This is a genomic window from Liquorilactobacillus nagelii DSM 13675 (genome assembly GCF_019444005.1).
GTDB lineage: Bacteria > Bacillota > Bacilli > Lactobacillales > Lactobacillaceae > Liquorilactobacillus > Liquorilactobacillus nagelii.
This window is the reverse complement of the sequence record NZ_CP049304.1, coordinates 1916365-1935312: the sequence shown is the minus strand read 5'-3', so window position 1 is coordinate 1935312 and position 18948 is coordinate 1916365. Positions and strand designations below refer to the sequence as shown.

At 35.8% G+C, this 18948-nt stretch carries 15 protein-coding genes and 1 pseudogene; 11 read left to right on the top strand and 5 right to left on the bottom strand.

Annotated elements, in window-relative coordinates; all coding sequences use genetic code 11:
* Positions 1-2: 2 nt before the first annotated feature.
* The 3 genes and pseudogenes from G6O73_RS09765 to thrC all read right to left on the bottom strand — a co-directional run bounded on the left by G6O73_RS09765 (position 3) and on the right by thrC (position 3474).
* A pseudogene (locus G6O73_RS09765) lies at positions 3-1180 on the bottom strand (ISL3 family transposase).
* Positions 1181-1451: 271 nt separating this feature from the next.
* Positions 1452-1904, bottom strand: a complete 453-nt coding sequence (locus G6O73_RS09760) for an Lrp/AsnC family transcriptional regulator (RefSeq protein ID WP_057885721.1) — start codon at positions 1902-1904, stop codon at positions 1452-1454.
* A gap of 88 nt (positions 1905-1992) precedes the next feature.
* Positions 1993-3474: a threonine synthase gene (thrC, locus tag G6O73_RS09755; RefSeq protein ID WP_057885720.1), complete on the bottom strand. Its 1482-nt coding sequence runs from the start codon at positions 3472-3474 to the stop codon at positions 1993-1995.
* Between the two features lie 202 nt (positions 3475-3676).
* On the opposite strand from thrC, the gene G6O73_RS09750 reads away from it, so the two are divergent.
* The 11 genes from G6O73_RS09750 to G6O73_RS09700 all read left to right on the top strand — a co-directional run bounded on the left by G6O73_RS09750 (position 3677) and on the right by G6O73_RS09700 (position 16185).
* Positions 3677-4960, top strand: coding sequence for a homoserine dehydrogenase (locus G6O73_RS09750; RefSeq protein ID WP_057885719.1), 1284 nt, complete (start codon positions 3677-3679; stop codon positions 4958-4960).
* Between the two features lie 12 nt (positions 4961-4972).
* Positions 4973-5845: a homoserine kinase gene (thrB, locus tag G6O73_RS09745; protein WP_057885718.1), complete on the top strand. Its 873-nt coding sequence runs from the start codon at positions 4973-4975 to the stop codon at positions 5843-5845.
* Positions 5846-6033: 188 nt separating this feature from the next.
* On the top strand, positions 6034-6678 hold the full coding sequence (locus G6O73_RS09740; protein ID WP_057885717.1) for a sugar transferase: 645 nt from the start codon (positions 6034-6036) through the stop codon (positions 6676-6678).
* Positions 6679-6698: 20 nt separating this feature from the next.
* Entirely contained in the window at positions 6699-7475 is a 777-nt protein-coding gene (locus tag G6O73_RS09735; protein WP_083478489.1) for a DUF4422 domain-containing protein, read from the top strand.
* A 245-nt stretch (positions 7476-7720) separates the two neighbouring features.
* On the top strand, positions 7721-8545 hold the full coding sequence (locus tag G6O73_RS09730; protein ID WP_057885716.1) for a LicD family protein: 825 nt from the start codon (positions 7721-7723) through the stop codon (positions 8543-8545).
* Between the two features lie 23 nt (positions 8546-8568).
* Positions 8569-9594, top strand: coding sequence for a glycosyltransferase (locus tag G6O73_RS09725; protein ID WP_057885715.1), 1026 nt, complete (start codon positions 8569-8571; stop codon positions 9592-9594).
* Between the two features lie 20 nt (positions 9595-9614).
* Positions 9615-10757 carry a glycosyltransferase gene (locus G6O73_RS09720; RefSeq protein WP_057885714.1) on the top strand — a complete coding sequence of 381 codons (1143 nt, stop codon included), beginning with the start codon at positions 9615-9617 and terminating at the stop codon, positions 10755-10757.
* A complete protein-coding gene (locus tag G6O73_RS09715) occupies positions 10754-11719 on the top strand; it encodes a glycosyltransferase family 2 protein (protein WP_057885713.1) in 966 nt (321 codons plus the stop codon). Before G6O73_RS09720 ends, G6O73_RS09715 begins: the two co-directional genes overlap by 4 nt.
* A gap of 41 nt (positions 11720-11760) precedes the next feature.
* Complete coding sequence (glf, locus tag G6O73_RS09710) at positions 11761-12873, top strand: UDP-galactopyranose mutase (protein WP_219935172.1); 1113 nt, start codon at positions 11761-11763, stop codon at positions 12871-12873.
* Between the two features lie 41 nt (positions 12874-12914).
* Positions 12915-14114, top strand: coding sequence for a hypothetical protein (locus G6O73_RS09705; protein ID WP_057886522.1), 1200 nt, complete (start codon positions 12915-12917; stop codon positions 14112-14114).
* Positions 14115-14565: 451 nt separating this feature from the next.
* Positions 14566-16185 (top strand): APC family permease, encoded by a 1620-nt coding sequence (locus G6O73_RS09700; protein ID WP_057886524.1) that lies wholly within the window; start codon positions 14566-14568, stop codon positions 16183-16185.
* A 280-nt stretch (positions 16186-16465) separates the two neighbouring features.
* Here G6O73_RS09700 and G6O73_RS09695 read toward each other — a convergent pair whose 3' ends face one another.
* Both G6O73_RS09695 and G6O73_RS09690 read right to left on the bottom strand, forming a co-directional pair.
* Positions 16466-17323 (bottom strand): DegV family protein, encoded by an 858-nt coding sequence (locus G6O73_RS09695; protein WP_057886525.1) that lies wholly within the window; start codon positions 17321-17323, stop codon positions 16466-16468.
* 392 nt (positions 17324-17715) lie between these two features.
* Positions 17716-18939, bottom strand: coding sequence for an MFS transporter (locus tag G6O73_RS09690; RefSeq protein ID WP_228956618.1), 1224 nt, complete (start codon positions 18937-18939; stop codon positions 17716-17718).
* Positions 18940-18948: the final 9 nt, after the last annotated feature.

The window sequence follows — 18948 nt, the reverse complement described above, 5'->3', positions numbered from 1 at the left end:
CTTTATTTTACAATTAAAAGAATTCTGGCATAAAAATGATCCATATTTTTGAATCCGTAACAGATCCGTTTAAGTACTTTGATTTTACGATTGATTCCTTCGATAGGTACATTGGAGATTGTTGTTTTTGGTAATTAGTTAGAACTTGTCTGAGCTTTTTTGAATCTTGTTTTTTAATTGCTTCTTGGATTTGGTGAGCTGTTTCATAGGTATATTTAAGCTTTGAATTAGTACTAAGCCCTAAATCAATCAGGTTCTGTTGCGTCATATATTCGTTAAGCCCTCTGAAGTATTGTGTTTTTGAACGATTGATTTTTTCAGTATCTTGATGAAACAAACGCCAATTGATTTTTAAAGCTTTGTAAATCCGGCTATGCTTATCGCTTTGTTGCTTTAAAATTGTAACCCTAAGCTGATCGAAAGCCCGATTTACCAATTGAACAATGTGAAAGCGATCAATAATGATTTTAGCATGCGGGAAAAGTCGTTTGATGAAAAGCTGGTAATTGGCATTTAAATCAATGACAACCGATTTGACAGCTGAACGTTCTTCTAGAGAATAGCGATTTTCAAAGTAAACACAAATGTTTTTAGACAAGCGATCATCAAGAATTGAGATCAAATTGTGTTTTTTAGCAGCGATAGCAATAAATGAATACGATCTGGCAACTGATTTGAATTCATCAAAACAAAGATGTTCAGGAAGTTTGGCTAGGCGCTGAGGTCTTTGAAAATCATGATATAAAATCCGTGTAACTGAACTAGGAGAGATCCCGACTAGTTTGGCAATCGTCGTAACAGGGAGTGATTGTTTGGCTAATTTAACAACAGCAGATTTGAGACCCCTGGTAAGAGAATGATTTTTTTCAACGATTGGAGTGTTGGCACCACAAGTAGTCTGACAAGATTTACAAAAATAACGTTGTTTTCGCAGATACAATAAAATCATTGGGCCATTGAGTGTCGGCAAACGGAGTTTGGTCAAAGTAGTACCATTTTTAATCAGCGATGCAAAACCACAGTGAGGGCAACGAGAAAACTGATAACTAAGGCGAGCATGGATCACTTTGAAATGATACACAACGCCAGATCTAACAGTTCTAAGGTCTTCAACTTTAAAGAAATTGATATTTGAGTCTTTTATTTCGAGTAAGCGTGCGATAGAATCTAATTGGGACATGGTTTTTCCTTCTTTCGATTGGGTTTAGACACTTAAATCGTAACATAGGATGCCATGTCCTTTAACGTATAAAATAAAAAAACTGATATTGGCTTTTATGTTCCACCAATATCAGAAAGTATAGACCCCAGTATGCATTGTTTGCACGTAAATAATGATTGTGTTCAATAATGCTATTTGATTAATTACAAACCAACATCAAAAAGACTTATGATCAAAGCAGCAAATGTTGTTTTTGATCATAAGTCTTTTTGGTTAGGATATTATAAATTTAAAAAGAATTTTCGTTAGGCGTTAACTCTAAGGGGCGAGTATCGACACTGGTTGAGAAGACAATTTGGGTTTTAGTTTCGCCGAATCTTTGGATATCATTTATAAAATTATCTAGTGCTTTAGTTGTTTTAAAATAGCAAGTTATAATTTGTGAATAGCTGCCAGTTACACAGTCACAAGAAATAACGTTTCCGACAGATTTGATATAAGGATAAAATGCGTCTTTGTCTTTAGGGGACAACCGTAAGCTGACATAAGCCTTGATTGGATAGCCTAGGACTTTGTAATCAATCTGTGTTTGATAATTAGTGATAATTCCGCGCTCTTCTAAATGAGTTAAGCGAGTTGAAACTGCTGGAGCGGAAATAAAGCAAATATCAGCTAATTTTTTTAATGAGATTCGAGCATCTTTTTGTAAAGTAGAAACAATTTTCAAATCAATTTCATCCATTAAACGTCCCTCCAAGCATTTCTATGTAATATAATATAACATAAAAGATCTTTGATCGCACTTGTTTGAATTAAAAAATATTATTGACTTAGTCATCGAAAAGAATATTTTCAATTGCCGACTTCATTTTTTCAGGAGCCAGCGTTTGTTTTGCCCGACTGGTAGTAGTTAACAGCATTTCAATTGCAGGCGGATAAGGAACCTTGATTAAATTTTTTAATTGAGCCAGCGTTTTTTGAGTTCCTTTAGAAGCAGCAGAGTCAGTCAAAGCAGACCAAACTACTTGAGGAAATTTGTATGGACTGGCAGTCGCGATAATAACAGTTGGAGCAGTAGTTAACCAGGGTTGTGCTACGTTTGATGCAACGGCTGTATGTGGATCAACAGCCGTTGCATCAATTTTAAATATGCGTTTGATTTCAGTAGCAGTTTGTTGTTCATCAGCAAAACCGGCGGCAAAGTCAGCTAGTTTTGCTTGCATAGCAGCGGTGATCTGGTAACGACCATCTTCTTGTAATTGTTCCATTAAGTGGCGGGTTGTCTCAGAGTTCTTGTCACTCAAGTAGTAAAGCAATCGTTCTAGATTGCTAGAAACTAAAATATCCATTGAAGGAGAAGAAGTTACATAAAATGGTCGTTTTCGGTCATAGGTTCCACTATTGAAAAAATCAGTTAAAACGTGGTTTTTATTGGATGCACAAATTAATTTTTTAATTGGAAGACCCATTTGTTTAGCATAATAACCAGCTAAAATATCCCCAAAGTTGCCGGTTGGGACGCTAAAGTTGATTTTATCACCAGCTTTTATTTTACCAGCAGTCAAAAGCTGACTATAGGCATAGAAATAATAAACGATTTGCGGCAGCAACCGACCAATATTAATTGAATTAGCTGATGAGAATTGATAGCCATTTAGATCTAATTGTTGTTTAAAGGACTGATCATTAAAAATCTTTTTAACATTGGTTTGTGCTTGATCGAAGTTTCCGTCAATTCCTAAAACGAAAGTGTTATTGCCAGTTTGGGTTAACATTTGTTTTTCTTGGACTGGACTAACACCGTTTTTAGGATAAAAAACAATGATTTTTGTTCCGGGTACGTCAGCAAAGCCAGCCATAGCAGCTTTGCCAGTATCACCAGAAGTGGCGGTTAAAATTACAATTTCTTTTTCTAACTGATTTTTGTGAGCTGTAGTTATCATCAGTTGTGGAAGTAGTTGCAATGCTAGATCCTTAAAGGCAATAGTTGGCCCGTGAAAAAGTTCTAGATAAAAGGCCCCTGCATGTTCGGTTAAAGGTGCAATGGCTGGATTGTCAAAATTATTTCCGTAAGCTGCTGCTAGACAAGTTTGCAACTCTTGGGTCGAAAAATCATTTAAATAAGGTTTTAAGATTTTAAATGCCAATTCTTGATATGATAATTTGGCTAACTCAATGAGAGGAGTTTCAATAATTGGAATTTGTGTAGGCACATATAATCCTCCATCTGGGCTTAAACCTTGTAAAATTGCTTGGGAAGCAGTAACTTTTTTAGCAAGAGGATCACGGGTGCTTTGGTAAAGTATTTCCATGACAAATGAAATCTCCTTATTATTTTTTAATTTTTATCTTACTAGGAAGAATACCATAAAAATAAAATTAAGGCTATTATCACTTACAATTTGAAAGATTAAGTTTGTCAAAAGTTAATTAAAATTTATTTCAAGCGTAAAAAAATAAGAAATATATGATAGAATAATGACAACAAAAAATAATTTACCTTTGGAGGAAACTATGCGGGTCATAAAGATTGGGGTTCTGGGTTTGGGGACAGTTGGTAGCGGTGTGGTTCGGCTTTTGCGGGATCATCAGGCGAAGATTTCCAGTATTACCGGCTGTCAATTGGAAATTAAGACGATAGTTGTACACAATTTAACAAAACAGCGCAATGTTGATCTGGCGGGTATTGAATTAACTGATCAATTTGAAAAAGTATTGCATGATCCAGAGATTGAAGTGGTTGTTGAAGTAATGGGGACAGTTGATACTGCTAAAAAATATGTTGAACAGTTGCTTCGAGCAGGAAAACATATTATAACAGCTAACAAGGATTTAATTGCTACTTACGGTGCTGAATTAGCAGAATTAGCTCGTGAAAATGGCTGTGATTTATTTTATGAAGCCAGTGTAGCAGGTGGAATTCCAATTTTGCGGACAATTGTCAACTCGTTTGCAGCTGATCGGATTGTTGAGGTAAAAGGTATTGTTAATGGAACCACTAATTATATTTTGACTCAAATGAGTCAACAACAAGTTTCATTTGCGGCCGCTCTCAAAGCTGCCCAAAATTTAGGCTTTGCAGAACCAGACCCGACAAATGATGTCGAGGGTATCGATGCAGCTTATAAAATGGTAATTTTGACGCAGTTTGCTTTCGGTATGAATATTTCGATGAAGCAGTTAAAAATTGGTGGAATTAGTGATGTTAAATTAGCTGACATTCAGCAGGCGAAAGAACTAGGCTACAATATAAAGTTATTAGGAATTGCTAAACTGATTGAGGATCAGGTTGATGTTTCGGTTGGTCCAGTATTAGTACCTAAGGATCAGCCACTAGCCGCAGTCCAAAATGAAAACAATGCTGTTTTGGTTACCGGAGCGGCTGTTGGTGAAACAATGTTTTATGGTCCAGGAGCTGGCGAACTGCCAACGGCTAATAGTGTTTTAAGTGATATTATTGCAGTAACTAAGGATATTGTCTTGAAAACGACTGGAAGTCGTTTCAACGACTTCCAGCGTGATTTAAAGCAGGCTCGTCCAGCTGATGTTTGTTATTCATATTATTTTTCACTGAAAGTTAAAGATCAGCCAGGTCAAATGTTGAAAATTACCCAAGCAATGAGTGAAGCACAGGCAAGTTTTCATTTAATCATTCAAAGTGAACTGGACGATCAGCATGCTCGAATTGTGATGACTACTCATCAAATGTCTGAAGCACAACGTAATCAAGTAGTGGCAGCTTTTGGAGCTTTGAAAGATGTCGAGGTTGTTGCGGCTTATAAAGTTTTACCGGAATAAAGGTGAGAAAATATGGGTTTTAAGATAATTGTTCCAGCTACAAGTGCTAATCTTGGACCGGGTTTTGATTCAATTGGAATTGCTGTTTCTAAGTATTTAACGGTCGAAGTCGGCGAAGCTCAAAGTGTTTGGCAAGTTGATCATCAGTTGGGAGATGATGTGCCAACTGATGATCGTAACCTAATTGTTAAAACGGCACTGCAGATTGCGCCTAATATAAAGCCACATTATTTAAAGGTGATCTCTGAGATTCCGTTGGCACGTGGGCTTGGCAGCAGTTCATCAGCAATTATTGCCGGACTTGAATTAGCGAATCGATTAGCAAATTTAAATCTCGACAATCGGGAGAAACTACAATTAGCGACTAAAATTGAAGGTCATCCGGACAATGTTGCACCGGCAATTTTGGGTGATTTGACGATATCAACTTATACACCTGATCAACGGGTTTTTAGCTTAAAGGGACATTTTCCTGAAGTAGCTTTGATGGCTTTTATTCCCCCGACTGAGTTATTAACTTCAGCTAGTCGGTCTGTGTTGCCTGAAAAGCTGGTTTTTAAAAAAGCAGTCGAGGCCAGTAGCATTGGTAATACTTTGGTGGCTGCTTTGTTTGCCGGAGATTTAGAGCAGGCTGGTTATTTGATGGAGCTAGATCAATTTCATGAGCGATACCGTGCAAAGTTAGTGCCGCATTTAGCTGCTTTAAGAGATTTGGGGCATCAAGCTGGAGCAATTGCTACCTATTTAAGTGGAGCAGGTCCGACGACAATGACAGTGATTGATTCAAACCATAGGCAACGATTTATAGACCTGGTCGCGAACAGTGATTTGAATGGAGAATTACTTCAGTTGAAAGTTGAACGACAAGGAGTGGTTGTAAAATAATTAATGAGAAAGAGAAAAGCTGGTTAAAAATCAGCTTTTTTTAATTTTATTGAAAGATGCGTACTTGATGACAACAACTTGGGCAGATAATTGCTAAATAAAAAGAATGGTATTATAATACATCTTATGTACGTCCATCATTATTAAGCTATAAGGTGGTATTTTAAGAGTTTTTACAGGAGAAAAAAATGAGTCAAGAAAACAGGACGGCAGACAAGAAATTATATCTATTCGTCAAAAGAGTAATTGACATCATCATTGCCTTGATTGCACTGACCTGCATGATTCCATTGTTCTTGTTATTATTAATAGTTTACAGCTTTGGTGAGAACCGTGGACCACTTTTTTATAAACAGGAACGGGTTGGAAAAGGCGGGCAGAAGTTCTTTATTTATAAATTTAGATCAATGGTCGTTGGAGCTGAAAAAAAATTACACCACAATCCGGAACTATATCAAAAGTATGTTGAAAATAGTTATAAACTTCCACCGGAAATTGACCCACGGATAACGAAACTAGGAAAGTTTTTGCGAAAAACCTCAATTGATGAACTACCACAATTTATTAACATCTTAAAGGGTGACATGACATTGATTGGACCCCGACCGATAATTCAAGAGGAATTGCAGGAATACGGGAAGCGGGTTGATAAGTTCTTGTCAGTAACACCAGGTGCAATGGGATATTGGCAGGCCTCCGGGCGAAGCAATATTAACTACCCGGAAAGATGTAACTATGAATTATATTATGTTGATCATGCATCTTTTTTATTTGACACAAAAATTTTGTTAAAAAACGTTATGAGCATTTTTAAGGGTGAAGGTGCTTATTAAATAGGAAAGTAGGTTTGACCTTGAAAGCTGAGGTTTATATCGTTAGTCACAAATTAGTCAAACTGCCACAAGATCGAATGTATGTTCCAATCCAAGTTGGGACAGCTGACGAAAAGTTCACTGGTTTTGTCCGTGATAATACTGGTGATAATATTGCTGTAAAGAATCCTAATTATTGTGAATTGACCGCTCAATATTGGGCATGGAAAAATCGAACAGCTGACGTAAAGGGGCTAGTCCACTATCGGCGTTATTTTTCCAATGGTAAACGAAATTTCTTTAAATCTTACGCTGGAAAATTTGCGGATATTATGACCTCGGAAACATTGGAAAAGTTACTAAAAAAAGCGCCAATGATTTTGCCACGGAAACGCAATTACTATATTGAAACATCATGGTCACATTATGAACATGTTCATCATATTGAAGGCCTGCAACTTGCTCGGCAGGTCATTTCAGAAAAGTGTCCAGAATATTTACCAGCTTTTGATAAGATGGTTCAGAAAAGGGCAGTACATATGTTTAATATGTTGATTGCGCGAGCTGATTTATTTGATAATTATACAGAATGGCTATTTCAAATCTTACCTGAAATTGAAAAACGGGTAGATATCAGTAGTTATACTGACTATGAAAAACGAATTTATGGTTTTGTCGGTGAAATTTTGTTAGATGTTTGGATTGAGAAAAACCAAATTAAATATGTTGAAGTACCCGTAATGTTTATGGGCAATCAGCACTGGATTAAAAAAATTGCTAGTTTTATTTACCGGAAAATTAAAGGCACTAGTGATTAGGTATTAAAAGCAGCCCTTTGTCTTTTAGTTTTTAAAAATTGAAATTTAATAACTGAAAGTTAGTCAGGTTGTAGAATTAGTAACGGTGGAATAAATGGCGGAGGCAATTTTATTGCTTTCGCCATTTATGTTGAAATTTAGAGTGTTTGAAGTAGTGATATATTGTATGGTTATGTAAGGACCGCTATTGAAAACAGTATCGGATAGTTGTTAAGTAAGTTTTATTAGGAGATTAAGGTGTAATTATGCATAGTCAAAAAGATATAAAGAAATTGCAACAAATTGAATTAAACTTAGCTAAGAAAATCATTGCTATTTGCGACCAGAATCAAATTAAATATATTATGCTTGGTGGAACTATGTTAGGGGCTATTCGTCACCATGGCTTTATTCCGTGGGATGATGATATCGATTTTGGCATGTCGCGTAATGACTATGATCGCTTTTGCCAATTAGTTTTGAATCTAAAAGACGACAATCTTAAGTTGTTGGATTTTCGTTTTAATAGCAATCATGACTATCCAGCAAAAGTTATTGATCAAAGTATTGAATTAGTTAATAATAATGTTGCGAGTAAAGAAATCATCTACCCATGGATTGATATTTTCCCGTTGGATGGAATGCCCGCAAATAAATTTGTTCGAAAAATTCATGGTACAAAGTTAATGATTGATCGAGCGTTATTAAAATTATCACAGTTATCAAATGGTGTTGCTTTAAACAACCCAAATCGAACTTCTTTTGAAAAAGTTGTTATTAAATTTGGACGGTTAATTCGATCAGATAAATTTCTGAAAGAATTAAAAATGATGCAACTTTTAGATCGGGATTTACGCAAATATCGTTACCAGGATTGCCCTTATGCAGTCAACTTTATGGGAGCATATAAACTAAATGAAATGTTCCCTCGAAAGTTTTATGATCGATTGAAAAAGTATGCATTTGAAGATACACAATTTACAGGAACGTTTTTTTACGATGAGTATTTAAAACAACTTTATGGTGATTACATGCAGCCACCAAAGAAAAATGATCGTGACAAGCATAATGTTGGAATAAAACAGTCGTAACAGTATAAACATAGGAGAAATCAATGAAAAATGTTATTATGTCATCAATTGTTAATAAGGATAACAAGGATGCCGGACCTAAAGCTAAAAATGATATTGAAAAGATCTTGATTAAAGAGGGATTCGAGCCATTAAACTTAGAACTTTCACGAAACAAAGTTAAAAAGTTATTATATGCATTGATTGGTTTAAATAAAGTTTTTCGTGGCAAAAAAATTGATAACCTAGTTTTCCAATATCCAATCTATTCAATCTTTTTAACTCAGCGATTTATTCGAGCTATTAGAAAATATACGAAAGCAAAAATTTATTTTATTGTTCATGACATCGAAAGTTTGCGGGCTTATAAGGGAGATTCAAGTTATCAAAAAAAAGAACTAGCAATCTTTAATAGTACCGACGGCATGGTTGTTCACAATGCAGCAATGCATCAGTGGTTACAAGAAAATGGGGTAACGGTTCCTTTAGAAGAACTGGGAATTTTTGATTATCTTAATCCAAATGCTGAACAAGAATCATTTTTTTATGACCAATCAATTTGTTTTGCTGGTAATTTAAAGGGTGCTGGTTTTTTACAGAGGATAAATTTAAAGGCCAGCCGTTTGGATCTTTTTGGTCCTAATCAAGCATCCGTTTATCCTAAGAATATTAATTATCAAGGAATTTATCCAGCAGATCAATTACCAAAGTACTTAAAAACTAATTTTGGTTTAGTTTGGAATGGAGATTCGTTAACTAGGTGTGATGGTGATTTTGGTGAATACATGAAATATAATATGCCACATAAAACATCACTTTATCTCAGTAGCGGAATTCCAGTAATTGTTTGGAAAAAGGCAGCTGCTGCAAAATTTATTGAAGTTAATCAAGTTGGTTTAGCAGTTGCGGATTTGAATGAACTTGACCAAGTACTAACGAAAATTGATCAGCAGCAATATCAATCGTATAAGCAAAATGCTCTAAAAATTGGTAAGTTGTTGAGAAATGGTTCTTTCATAAAAAAAGCTATTCGTAATTTAATGCAACAAACAGCTGGAACTAGAAATTAGCAGGTTTGTGAGGGAAAAATATGAATGACCAAACAATAGTAGTTTTAGGCAGTTTTAACGCAAATAATGGAATTACAACTTTTGTAAAAAGAAATTATCAGCGGTTGACAGGTCTTGGCTGGAGTTTTCGTTTTATCAATATTGCTAATGCTAAACCAGCGCGTGATTTAAAACAAATTGGAAATTACACCGAGATTAAGCAGTTGAAAAAAGGACCCTTTCAGCATTTCACAGAACTTAAGCGAGCTTTAAAGTTAAATTTGAAATACAGCAAAACCATTCATCTTCATTTGGACTCGTTGCACAACTTCTTGCCGATTATGCTGGCTAAGCATATTGGATATCGACGAATTATCATTCACTCACACTCAGATCAACGAGGACAATATGGCAAATTAAAAAAGCTGGCCCACCACTTAGGAATGAAAGTAGCCGCGCATGATGGAACTGATTTTATTGCGTGTTCGCAATATGCAGCTGATTTTTTCTATTCCAGGAAATTACAAACCCAGTCAAATTTTAAGTTTATTTATAACGGAATTTTATTGAAAAAGTACCTGTATATGAGTACTGCTGCTCAGCGGTTCAGAAAAAAATACGGAATTTCAGAAAACTCAATAGTTATTGGACATTGTGGTCGATTTTTGCGTCAAAAGAATCATCAGTTTTTGCTAGCAGCTTATAATCAATTTCACCAACAACATCCGGATTCTTTTTTAGTTCTGATTGGAGATGGCGAGAACCTTGAAGAAATAAAGCGTCAGACAGCCGCTTATAAGTTGACTGATAATGTTATTTTTACAGGTTATGTTGAGAATGTGGCAGAAATGCAAAATGCTTTTGATATTTTTGCTTTTCCTTCGCTATATGAGGGCTTATCTTTATCATTACTCGAAAATTTGGCTAATGGAACTCAAGCAATTGTCTCAAAAAACCAATCTCCAGAGTTATTTGAGATGAAGAATGTTCATCCATTAGAGATAACGTCAACCGTAGCTGTCCAGAATTGGGCAAACCAGATGAAAGAACTGAGTAAGAAAAAGCAAAATAAAAAAGTTGAGAGTTCTCGAGCAGTAGCTTATTTGAGTAAGAAAGGTTTTACACTTGAAAGGACCACAGCGGCTTTACTAGATTTGTACAGTAGTGAGAAGGAGAGCAAATGAAAATTGCAATTTTAATGTCAACTTATAATGGTCAAGAATATTTACCGTTGCAACTTGAGTCAATTCAACAGCAAACAGATCAAGATTGGAATCTATATATTCGCGATGATGGTTCAACGGATGACACTTTAAAGATTATTAAAAAGTATCAACAAAATGATGAACGAGTCCATTTATATCAGAGAAAGCATGGAGAAAACCTCGGTGTGGTCGGTTCTTTTTTTGAACTTTTTCGAAATATCCAAGCAGACTTTTATATGTTTTGCGATCAAGATGACGTATGGTTGCCAACAAAAATAACTGCTACACTAACAGCTATGTTAGAATTAAGAAAACAAAATGATTCTGCTACACCTCTTTTAGTACATACTAATAAATTGATTGTGGATCGGAAACTAAACTTATTGCACGCTCCATCGTTGGAACAACGTCCGCATGATTTATTGTCAATTGTTTTTTTTAATAATATAACTGGTTGCACGGTTATGGTTGATAACAATTTAAAAAAGTATGCATGTCGAGCTGATTTAAAAGATGTTTTTTTGCATGATCATTGGCTAGCTTTAGTAGCTGCATTACTAGGAAAAATAGCTTTTGTGAATGAGCCACTGATTAAATACCGGCAACATGGTAATAATCAATATGGTGGACAAGATTTTTTTGCAGTTTTGCGTTCTAGTAAGTTGAACAAGAAAATAGCAAATTTACAGCGCAAATGGTCTGATAAAAGTTGGCCGATAAAATCATTGCCAGTTAGACAAATTAACCAACTCTATCGGCTGTTTATTGATGACCTTGATGATGGACAATCTAAACAGTCGTTATTGGCCGTATATCAAGCATTAAATGGTTCAAAATTAAAGCGAATGCAATTTGTCAAGCGATATCTGCCGCATCAAGGAACAACAGGTCGGAGAATTTTATCGGATACATTTTTTATTTTAGGTGGGAAAGGATTTTAACCAGCAGGTTGAACTCCTAAATTTTATAATGAGGTGAAAAAATGAAAAAATATTTAGTAGTAGGTGCTGGCCTGTTTGGCGCAACTTTTGCTTATGAGGCAGCTAAACGTGGCAATCAAGTAAAGGTAATTGAAAAAAGAAATCATATTGCCGGTAATATTTACACTAAGGAAGTTGCTGGAATTCAAGTTCATCAATATGGAGCACACATCTTCCATACAGCTAATAAAAAAATTTGGGATTATGTTCATCAGTTTGCTGACTTTAATCGGTATACCAATACACCCATTGCAAACTATCTTGGTGAAATTTATAACTTACCATTTAATATGAATACTTTCAATAAACTTTGGGGAGTAGTTACGCCGCAAGAAGCTTTGGCTAAAATTGATGAACAGCGAGCTGTTTTACAGGGGAAAAAGCCAGAAAATCTAGAAGAACAAGCCATTTCACTGGTTGGTACTGATATTTATCAAAAACTAATTAAGGGCTATACTGAAAAACAGTGGGGTCGCTCAGCTAAAGATTTACCAGCGTTTATCATTCGTCGCCTGCCGGTGCGTTTGACCTATGATAATAACTATTTTAATGATCCTTATCAAGGAATTCCGATTGGCGGTTATACTCAAATTGTTGAGAAGATGCTGAGTAGTGATTTAATCACGGTTGAGACTGGCATCGACTTCTTTAACAATCAGGATGAGTATCTTAAAAATTATGATAAAGTAGTGTTTACCGGGATGATTGATCAGTATTTTGATTACTGTTATGGTGAACTGGAATACCGCAGTTTGAAGTTTGAAACCGAAGAACTTGACCAAGATAATTTCCAAGGAAATGCAGTCGTGAACTATACCGATGCCAAAACGCCTTTTACTCGAATTATTGAGCACAAACATTTTGAGTTTGGTAAAGGCGATAAGAACAAAACAATTATTACCCGTGAGTATCCTAAAACTTGGCATCGCGGGGATGAACCGTATTATCCAGTCAATAACTCCGCTAATAATGCTTTATACAAAAAATACAAAGAGTTGGCCGATGCAAAAGCCGATAATATCATTTTCGGTGGTCGATTAGGACAATATCGTTACTATAATATGGATCAAGTGATTGGTGCAGCTTTAGTAACGGTTGAAAAAGAATTGGATTGAACTATAATTCAAAGATTTTCTAATTAAGGTGGAGTTATTGAATGGTGAAATTTTTAAAAAAGAATAGTCTTGCAGAAAGACTAGAAACTAAATACAATTGGCCGCAAATTGCGGAAATGGTTTATTTGTTGGCATTAGCCGCATATTTGATTAGCAACTTTATTGGTGGGACAATGTTCAGCGTCTATGTTTCAAAAGAGTTATTGGCCAATATTGCTGAATTAGCTAGTGCATTGGTTGCCGTTAAAATATTTGTGGTTGATCGCTGGAATTGGGAGAAAGCCATAATTATTTTATTGTTTGGCTTACTCTTTTGGGGTGTCTACCAGCGTTCAATGGACCCAAGTTTCTTTTATTATTTTGTGTTTGTGATGGGCGCAAAAAATGTTCCTTTCAAAAAAATTTTGAAAATGTTTTTATACTTAGAAACCAGTATGATTATAATTACTTTGATAGCTGCTTGGGCGGGGTGGATTACAAGTTTGACAATTGGACGGCATGATGAAGCGACAATTCGTTTAGCTTTAGGAATGATTTACCCGACTGATTTTGCAGCTAGAGCTTTTTATTTGTTAGTAACCTATGCGTTATATCGAGATTTTAAATTTAACTTGCCAGAATATATCGGGGCAATTGCATTAACCTTTACAATGTATTTTGTAACTGACACACGTGTCGATTTTATTTTAATGTTATTATTGATTATTTTGGTTGCTGTTAAATCTCAGGTGTTTCGTTTCATTTCTTTTTTGAATTATCAGCGCATATCAGTGTTAACATTTGCTTTTATTATGATGAACATCGTCTTGGCATATTTATATCATTCAACTAATCCAATTTTACGATTAGCAAATAAAGCTTTGTCGGGTAGATTAACTTATGGTCATGAGGCTTTCAAACGTTATAACGTGACCTTGTTTGGTCAAATAATTCCTCAAGTTGGTAATGGTGGAGTACATCACGGAGCTTTTGATTATTTTTTTATTGATGTTTCATTTATTCGAGTTTTAATGATGTTAGGATTCTTTTGCTTTGTAGTACTGTTGTATTTTATATGGTATTTATTCAAACGCTATGAGCAGTTACAGTTGCATTCTTTCACGATTGCTTTATTGTTAGTGATTCTTAGTTCAGTCATTGATCAACATTTGTTGGAATTGTCATTTAATATTCTTTTTCTAAGTGCTTTTGCTGATTTGAGTGATTGGCAGCGTAATAAAATCAAAGTGTTACAAGAATAACAATTAGCACAAAAAAACTCCGAACTTTTAAAAGTTCGGAGAGATTCATTTACCATAGGGGGAGTAAATGAAAAATTGTTTAATATCAGGTTACATCTTGATATTTTAAACGACACTTGTGAATTTTATGTGAATATTTACTTAAGAATTTGTAAAGAGATATTGGTTAGTAGATTAACGGAGGAAAAAGTGAATCGGTTAAACGATTGGAAACGAGTTAGATCGTGGTACGCTCTTAATTTTAAAAAATTAAGAACGTTTTTTTCAATATGGTTGAAAAACTGTTTAACGAGTTTTACTAGTTGGCGATTTTCGCTAGTGGAGTTGATCGGGACTTTTTATGAGCAATTAACTAAATTAGATCAATTTCACCTGAGAAATAAAAAAGTCGAAAAGCCACCGGAAAAAGATTTATTTAATATGCAAAAAAATAAATCTTTGAGGTGAAAAAATGAATGATTTATCAACTGTAGAAACCAAGCATTATATCAGTTGGCCGATATTGGCATTAATGTGTTTTGTAACAGTCATTGGTTTTGATGATTTAATTTATAATTTTAAGAATCAAGGAATGGGTGTAATTACTTCTTGGATTTTGATGTTGTTCTTATATGTAATTCCCTACTCTTTAATGGTTGGACAACTGGGTTCGATTTTTAATCATGAAGGCGGTGGTTTGAGTTCTTGGATCCGCGGAACAAATGGTGAGTTCTTAGGTTACTTTACTGCTTGGACTTACTGGGCAGCATCCATTCCGTATGTAGTTGATACAGCTAATTCGGTTGTTGTTGGTATTGGTTGGGCGATTACTGGCAGTAGTAAGTTTCAGGATGCAATTTCCAACAGTCAGTTTGCTTTATGGACGTTACTGACTTTTGCTGTTTTCATTTTAGTTCAATCACGCTTTAAGCGATCATTAGAGTTATTGAGTATGATTGGCGGAATTGCAATGTTTGGAATGACCGTTTTATTTGTAATTATGTCAATTTCTTCATTAGCGCTTGGTGGTCATATCGCAACCCAACCAATGAATTTAGGAGCGATCATACCTAAATTTGATTTGAAGTATCTGACCACAGTAGGATTGCTGATTTATGCAGTTAATGGTTGTGAGCTAATTGCACCATTTGTTACGAAGATGAAGAAGCCGCAAACTGAGTTTCCTAAATCAATGCTGATGTTGGTTGGAATGACCGCCTTTTTAACAATTTTTGGTTCGTTTTCATTGGGAATTTTCTTTAATGCCCACCATTTGCCCAATGATTTGAAAATGAACGGTTCGTACTATGCTTTCCAAGCCCTTGGTCAGCAATACCATGTCGGTAATTTGTTTATGTACTTATTTGCGTGGACAGAAGTCTTTTATTTGATTGCTTTATTAGCTGTGTTACTAGATGCAATGACACGAATGCTGATTTCAGATACCGGAGAGCATTATATGCCCAAGTTCTTACGCAAAACTAATGCAGCCGGTTTACCAGTTAATGGCTACTTGCTGACCTGTGTTTTATCGGGATTTATTTTGTTGCTGGGAATTTTTCTACCAGATATGAATGATATTTTTAATTGGTTATTGAATTTAAACGGAATTATTTCGCCGGGAGTAACTTGCTGGATCTTTTATGCTTTTATGCGTGTGCGTAAAAACCCAGTTAAGTATCCTTCAAGCTACGTTTTTATTAAAAATGACAAATTAGCTTGGTTAGTTGGCTTTTGGGCTTTAGCAGTGACAGCGATCGCGACTGCTTTTGGAATTGCCCCACAGGATGTGACTGAATTTAGTTCTACTTGGTGGTATGAATTGATCATTAATATTGTTGCGATAACTGTTTTAATCGGTTTGGGGGCTATTCTGCCACTAATAACTCGTCGTGAAAACAAATATGGTCAAGCCTTTAGTCGTGGCCAGTGGGTAATAATGATTACTTTAGTTGTTGTCGCGGTGATTGTTGGGGTTTATCTTGGCGGATCTGCTTTGGCAAATCGAGGAGTCTTGATTGTAATTGAAGCGTTATTAGCTTTATTTTTAATTTGGTTAGTAGGTCGACGGCACCTGGAAGTTAAAAATTAAAGTATAAAAAAATATATTTTTAATTGATTTGGTCTAAAAAAGGTTAGCCAGCAAGTGTTATGATAAGATAATAAATCCAGGTGCGGTGTTAATCACAATCAAATGCTTTGGGCGCTCATTTTTAGATATAACAGGGTTGGAAACTTTTATTCATCTTTTTTATATTAAATCTATAACACGTATGGGCACTTTACTTTAATCAAATAACTGGTGCAAAATAATAAAATTTAACTAAAGGAGCAAATCGTAATTAACGATTTGCTCCCTTTAGTTATTTCAGTTAGTCTACATCAGGTTTTTCTGAAAGAGTAATCACACCGACAGCATTCAAGCCAGTATGAGTCATAATAATTGGGCTAGTCAATTCAGCCAAGTAGTTAGTCTGATTAGCTGTTGGCAAGATCAGGTTTTTTAAACGTTCTAGGAATTCAGGATCAGTACCAACATTTGATAACGAAAGATCCTGAATCGGGTTATTTTGATGTCGCTCAGCAAGTCCTTCGCAGAACTTAACAAAAGTTTTGCGGCTACGGCCTTTAACGACAACATCTAGGCTATTTTCGTTCAACTGCACAATTACTTTTAAGTTAATTAGTTTAGTGATTGCCCCGGCAAAGCGACTCAGTCGGCCACCCTTAACTAAACAATCAAGATTATCAATCAAAACATTAATACGGGTTCGTTGATGAACTTCTTGGCAATGTTGTTGAATCTCTGCTACTGTTTTACCGGCTTGCGCATCCTGAGCGGCAGCTAAGACTTGGAAAGCCTGCCCACGATCAGTTGACTTGCTGTTAATAACAGTAACTTTGGTATTACTCATTGTAGCTGCAGTTTGAGCAGTTGTAAAAGTACCGCTTAGAACATCAGACAAAACAATTGCGATAACTTCGCTTCCATCAGCTCCCAACCGATCATAAGCTTCGACAAAACGTCCTAAAGGTGGTTGACTAGTTTTAGGATATTTTCCAGCCCGCAAATTATCAATTAACTCAGGTCGTGAAATGTTTTCGCCGTCAACAAAGCTTTGGCCGTCGATTTCAACAGAAAGCGGCACAATTTCAATCTGATATTTTTTGATTTCCGCGGCAGTTAATTGTACCGAAGAATCAGTTAGGATTTTGATGGATGCTGTCATTTAACTTACTCCTTATATTTGCATTTCCGGAAAGATTAGCTAGTTTCATTATACTATTAATGGTTTTACAGTCAATTATAGGTAAACTCCGAATCTAGCAAAGTGCTAATAGCTCTACAACTATTATAACAAGAAAGTATTCAAATATAAAAAAAGTTGCGGATAAAATTGAAATTTTATCCGCAACTGTAACTGCAGAAACTGGGGGGAGTTTCTGTAATATGACTAGCGCTAAGATCTGCTTGGGGGGAGATCTTAGCGAAAAATCAAAGGGAAAGAAATGAAAAGTTTTATCAGGTTACAAGGATTACTTTACTGGATAAATGTGAATAAAGTGTGATGTTAAACTTGGAATTCTTTTAAAATTATCAAGAAATTATTAAACTCCGCAATTAATGCTGAAACTTGGGCCTTAAAGCGGGGATTAGCCAAAGAATTAACAATAAGTTTAGTGTCAAGGACAAGGCGGTGAAACTAAAAACACCATTATAATCAAACCAGTTTGAGACAAGTCCACCTAATAAGGAACCTAGCATGCTGCCAAGTGCTTGAAATGATTGGTTCCAGCTGAAGATACTTCCGGTTAAATGCTGTGGAGTACCTTTAGCTAACAAGGTTTGAACGGTTGGAAAAAGAGCTCCATCAGAGATTCCAATCATGAAACGTAATATGCCAAGAAGCCAGACGCTTGTTACTAACCCTTGTGGAATATACATTACGATGGCAAATAAAAAACCAAATAACAATACTTTGCCTGGGCCATGTTCATCCCCCCAAGCACCCAGCCGGGGGGCCGAAATTAAGGTGGAAATTCCAGGCAAAGCAGCAATTACACCAGCAGCAATTGTAATGGGCCCGACTCCATGCATTAGTTCTTTGACAAACAAACTGATAATTGGAGTAATTGAATTGTTGCCCATTTGAATAATCATTGTTGAAAATAATAGAACAATAATAGTTCGTGGATCAGCAACTTGTTGTAATAATGAAGGTTGATGCTGGGTTTTAGGAACAGCCGCTGGTTTGAAATCTTCGTGAACTCCAAACCAACTAAGAAAAAAGACTATCAGCAGTAGGCCGCCAGTTAGAACAAAAGTCATACGAATTGAAAAGACTTGTGCTAAAACACCACCGATAATTGGTCCAATCAAATTTCCTGAAACATAGCCCGTTGTTAGGATTCCCAGAGCAGAGCCACTTTTAGCTTTAGGGGTTTCAGTTGCAATTAAAGCCGTTGCGTTTGGAATATAACCAGCACATAATCCCTGAAGGAATCGCAGCAAAATTAAAGTCCAGACTTGATGAACAAATCCACAAGCACCAATCACAATTGCCAGTCCTAGTGAAGAGCGCAGCAGCATTAACTTGCGGCCACGTCGATCAGCTAATTTTCCCCATAAAGGCGAAACGACTGCTACAACAAAAAAAGTCACAGCATAAGTAATCCCGCTATACAGTGAAAGAGTGCTTTTGTCAAAGCTGCCTAATTGTTCGACGTAAAGTGATAGGAAGGGAGCAATTTCGCTGAACCCCACCCCGGCTACGAAGCAACCTAACCATAAAACAGCTAAGTTACGTTGCCATTCTGGTAGTTTTTTCAAGTTGAGTTTTGCCAGCAAAAAACC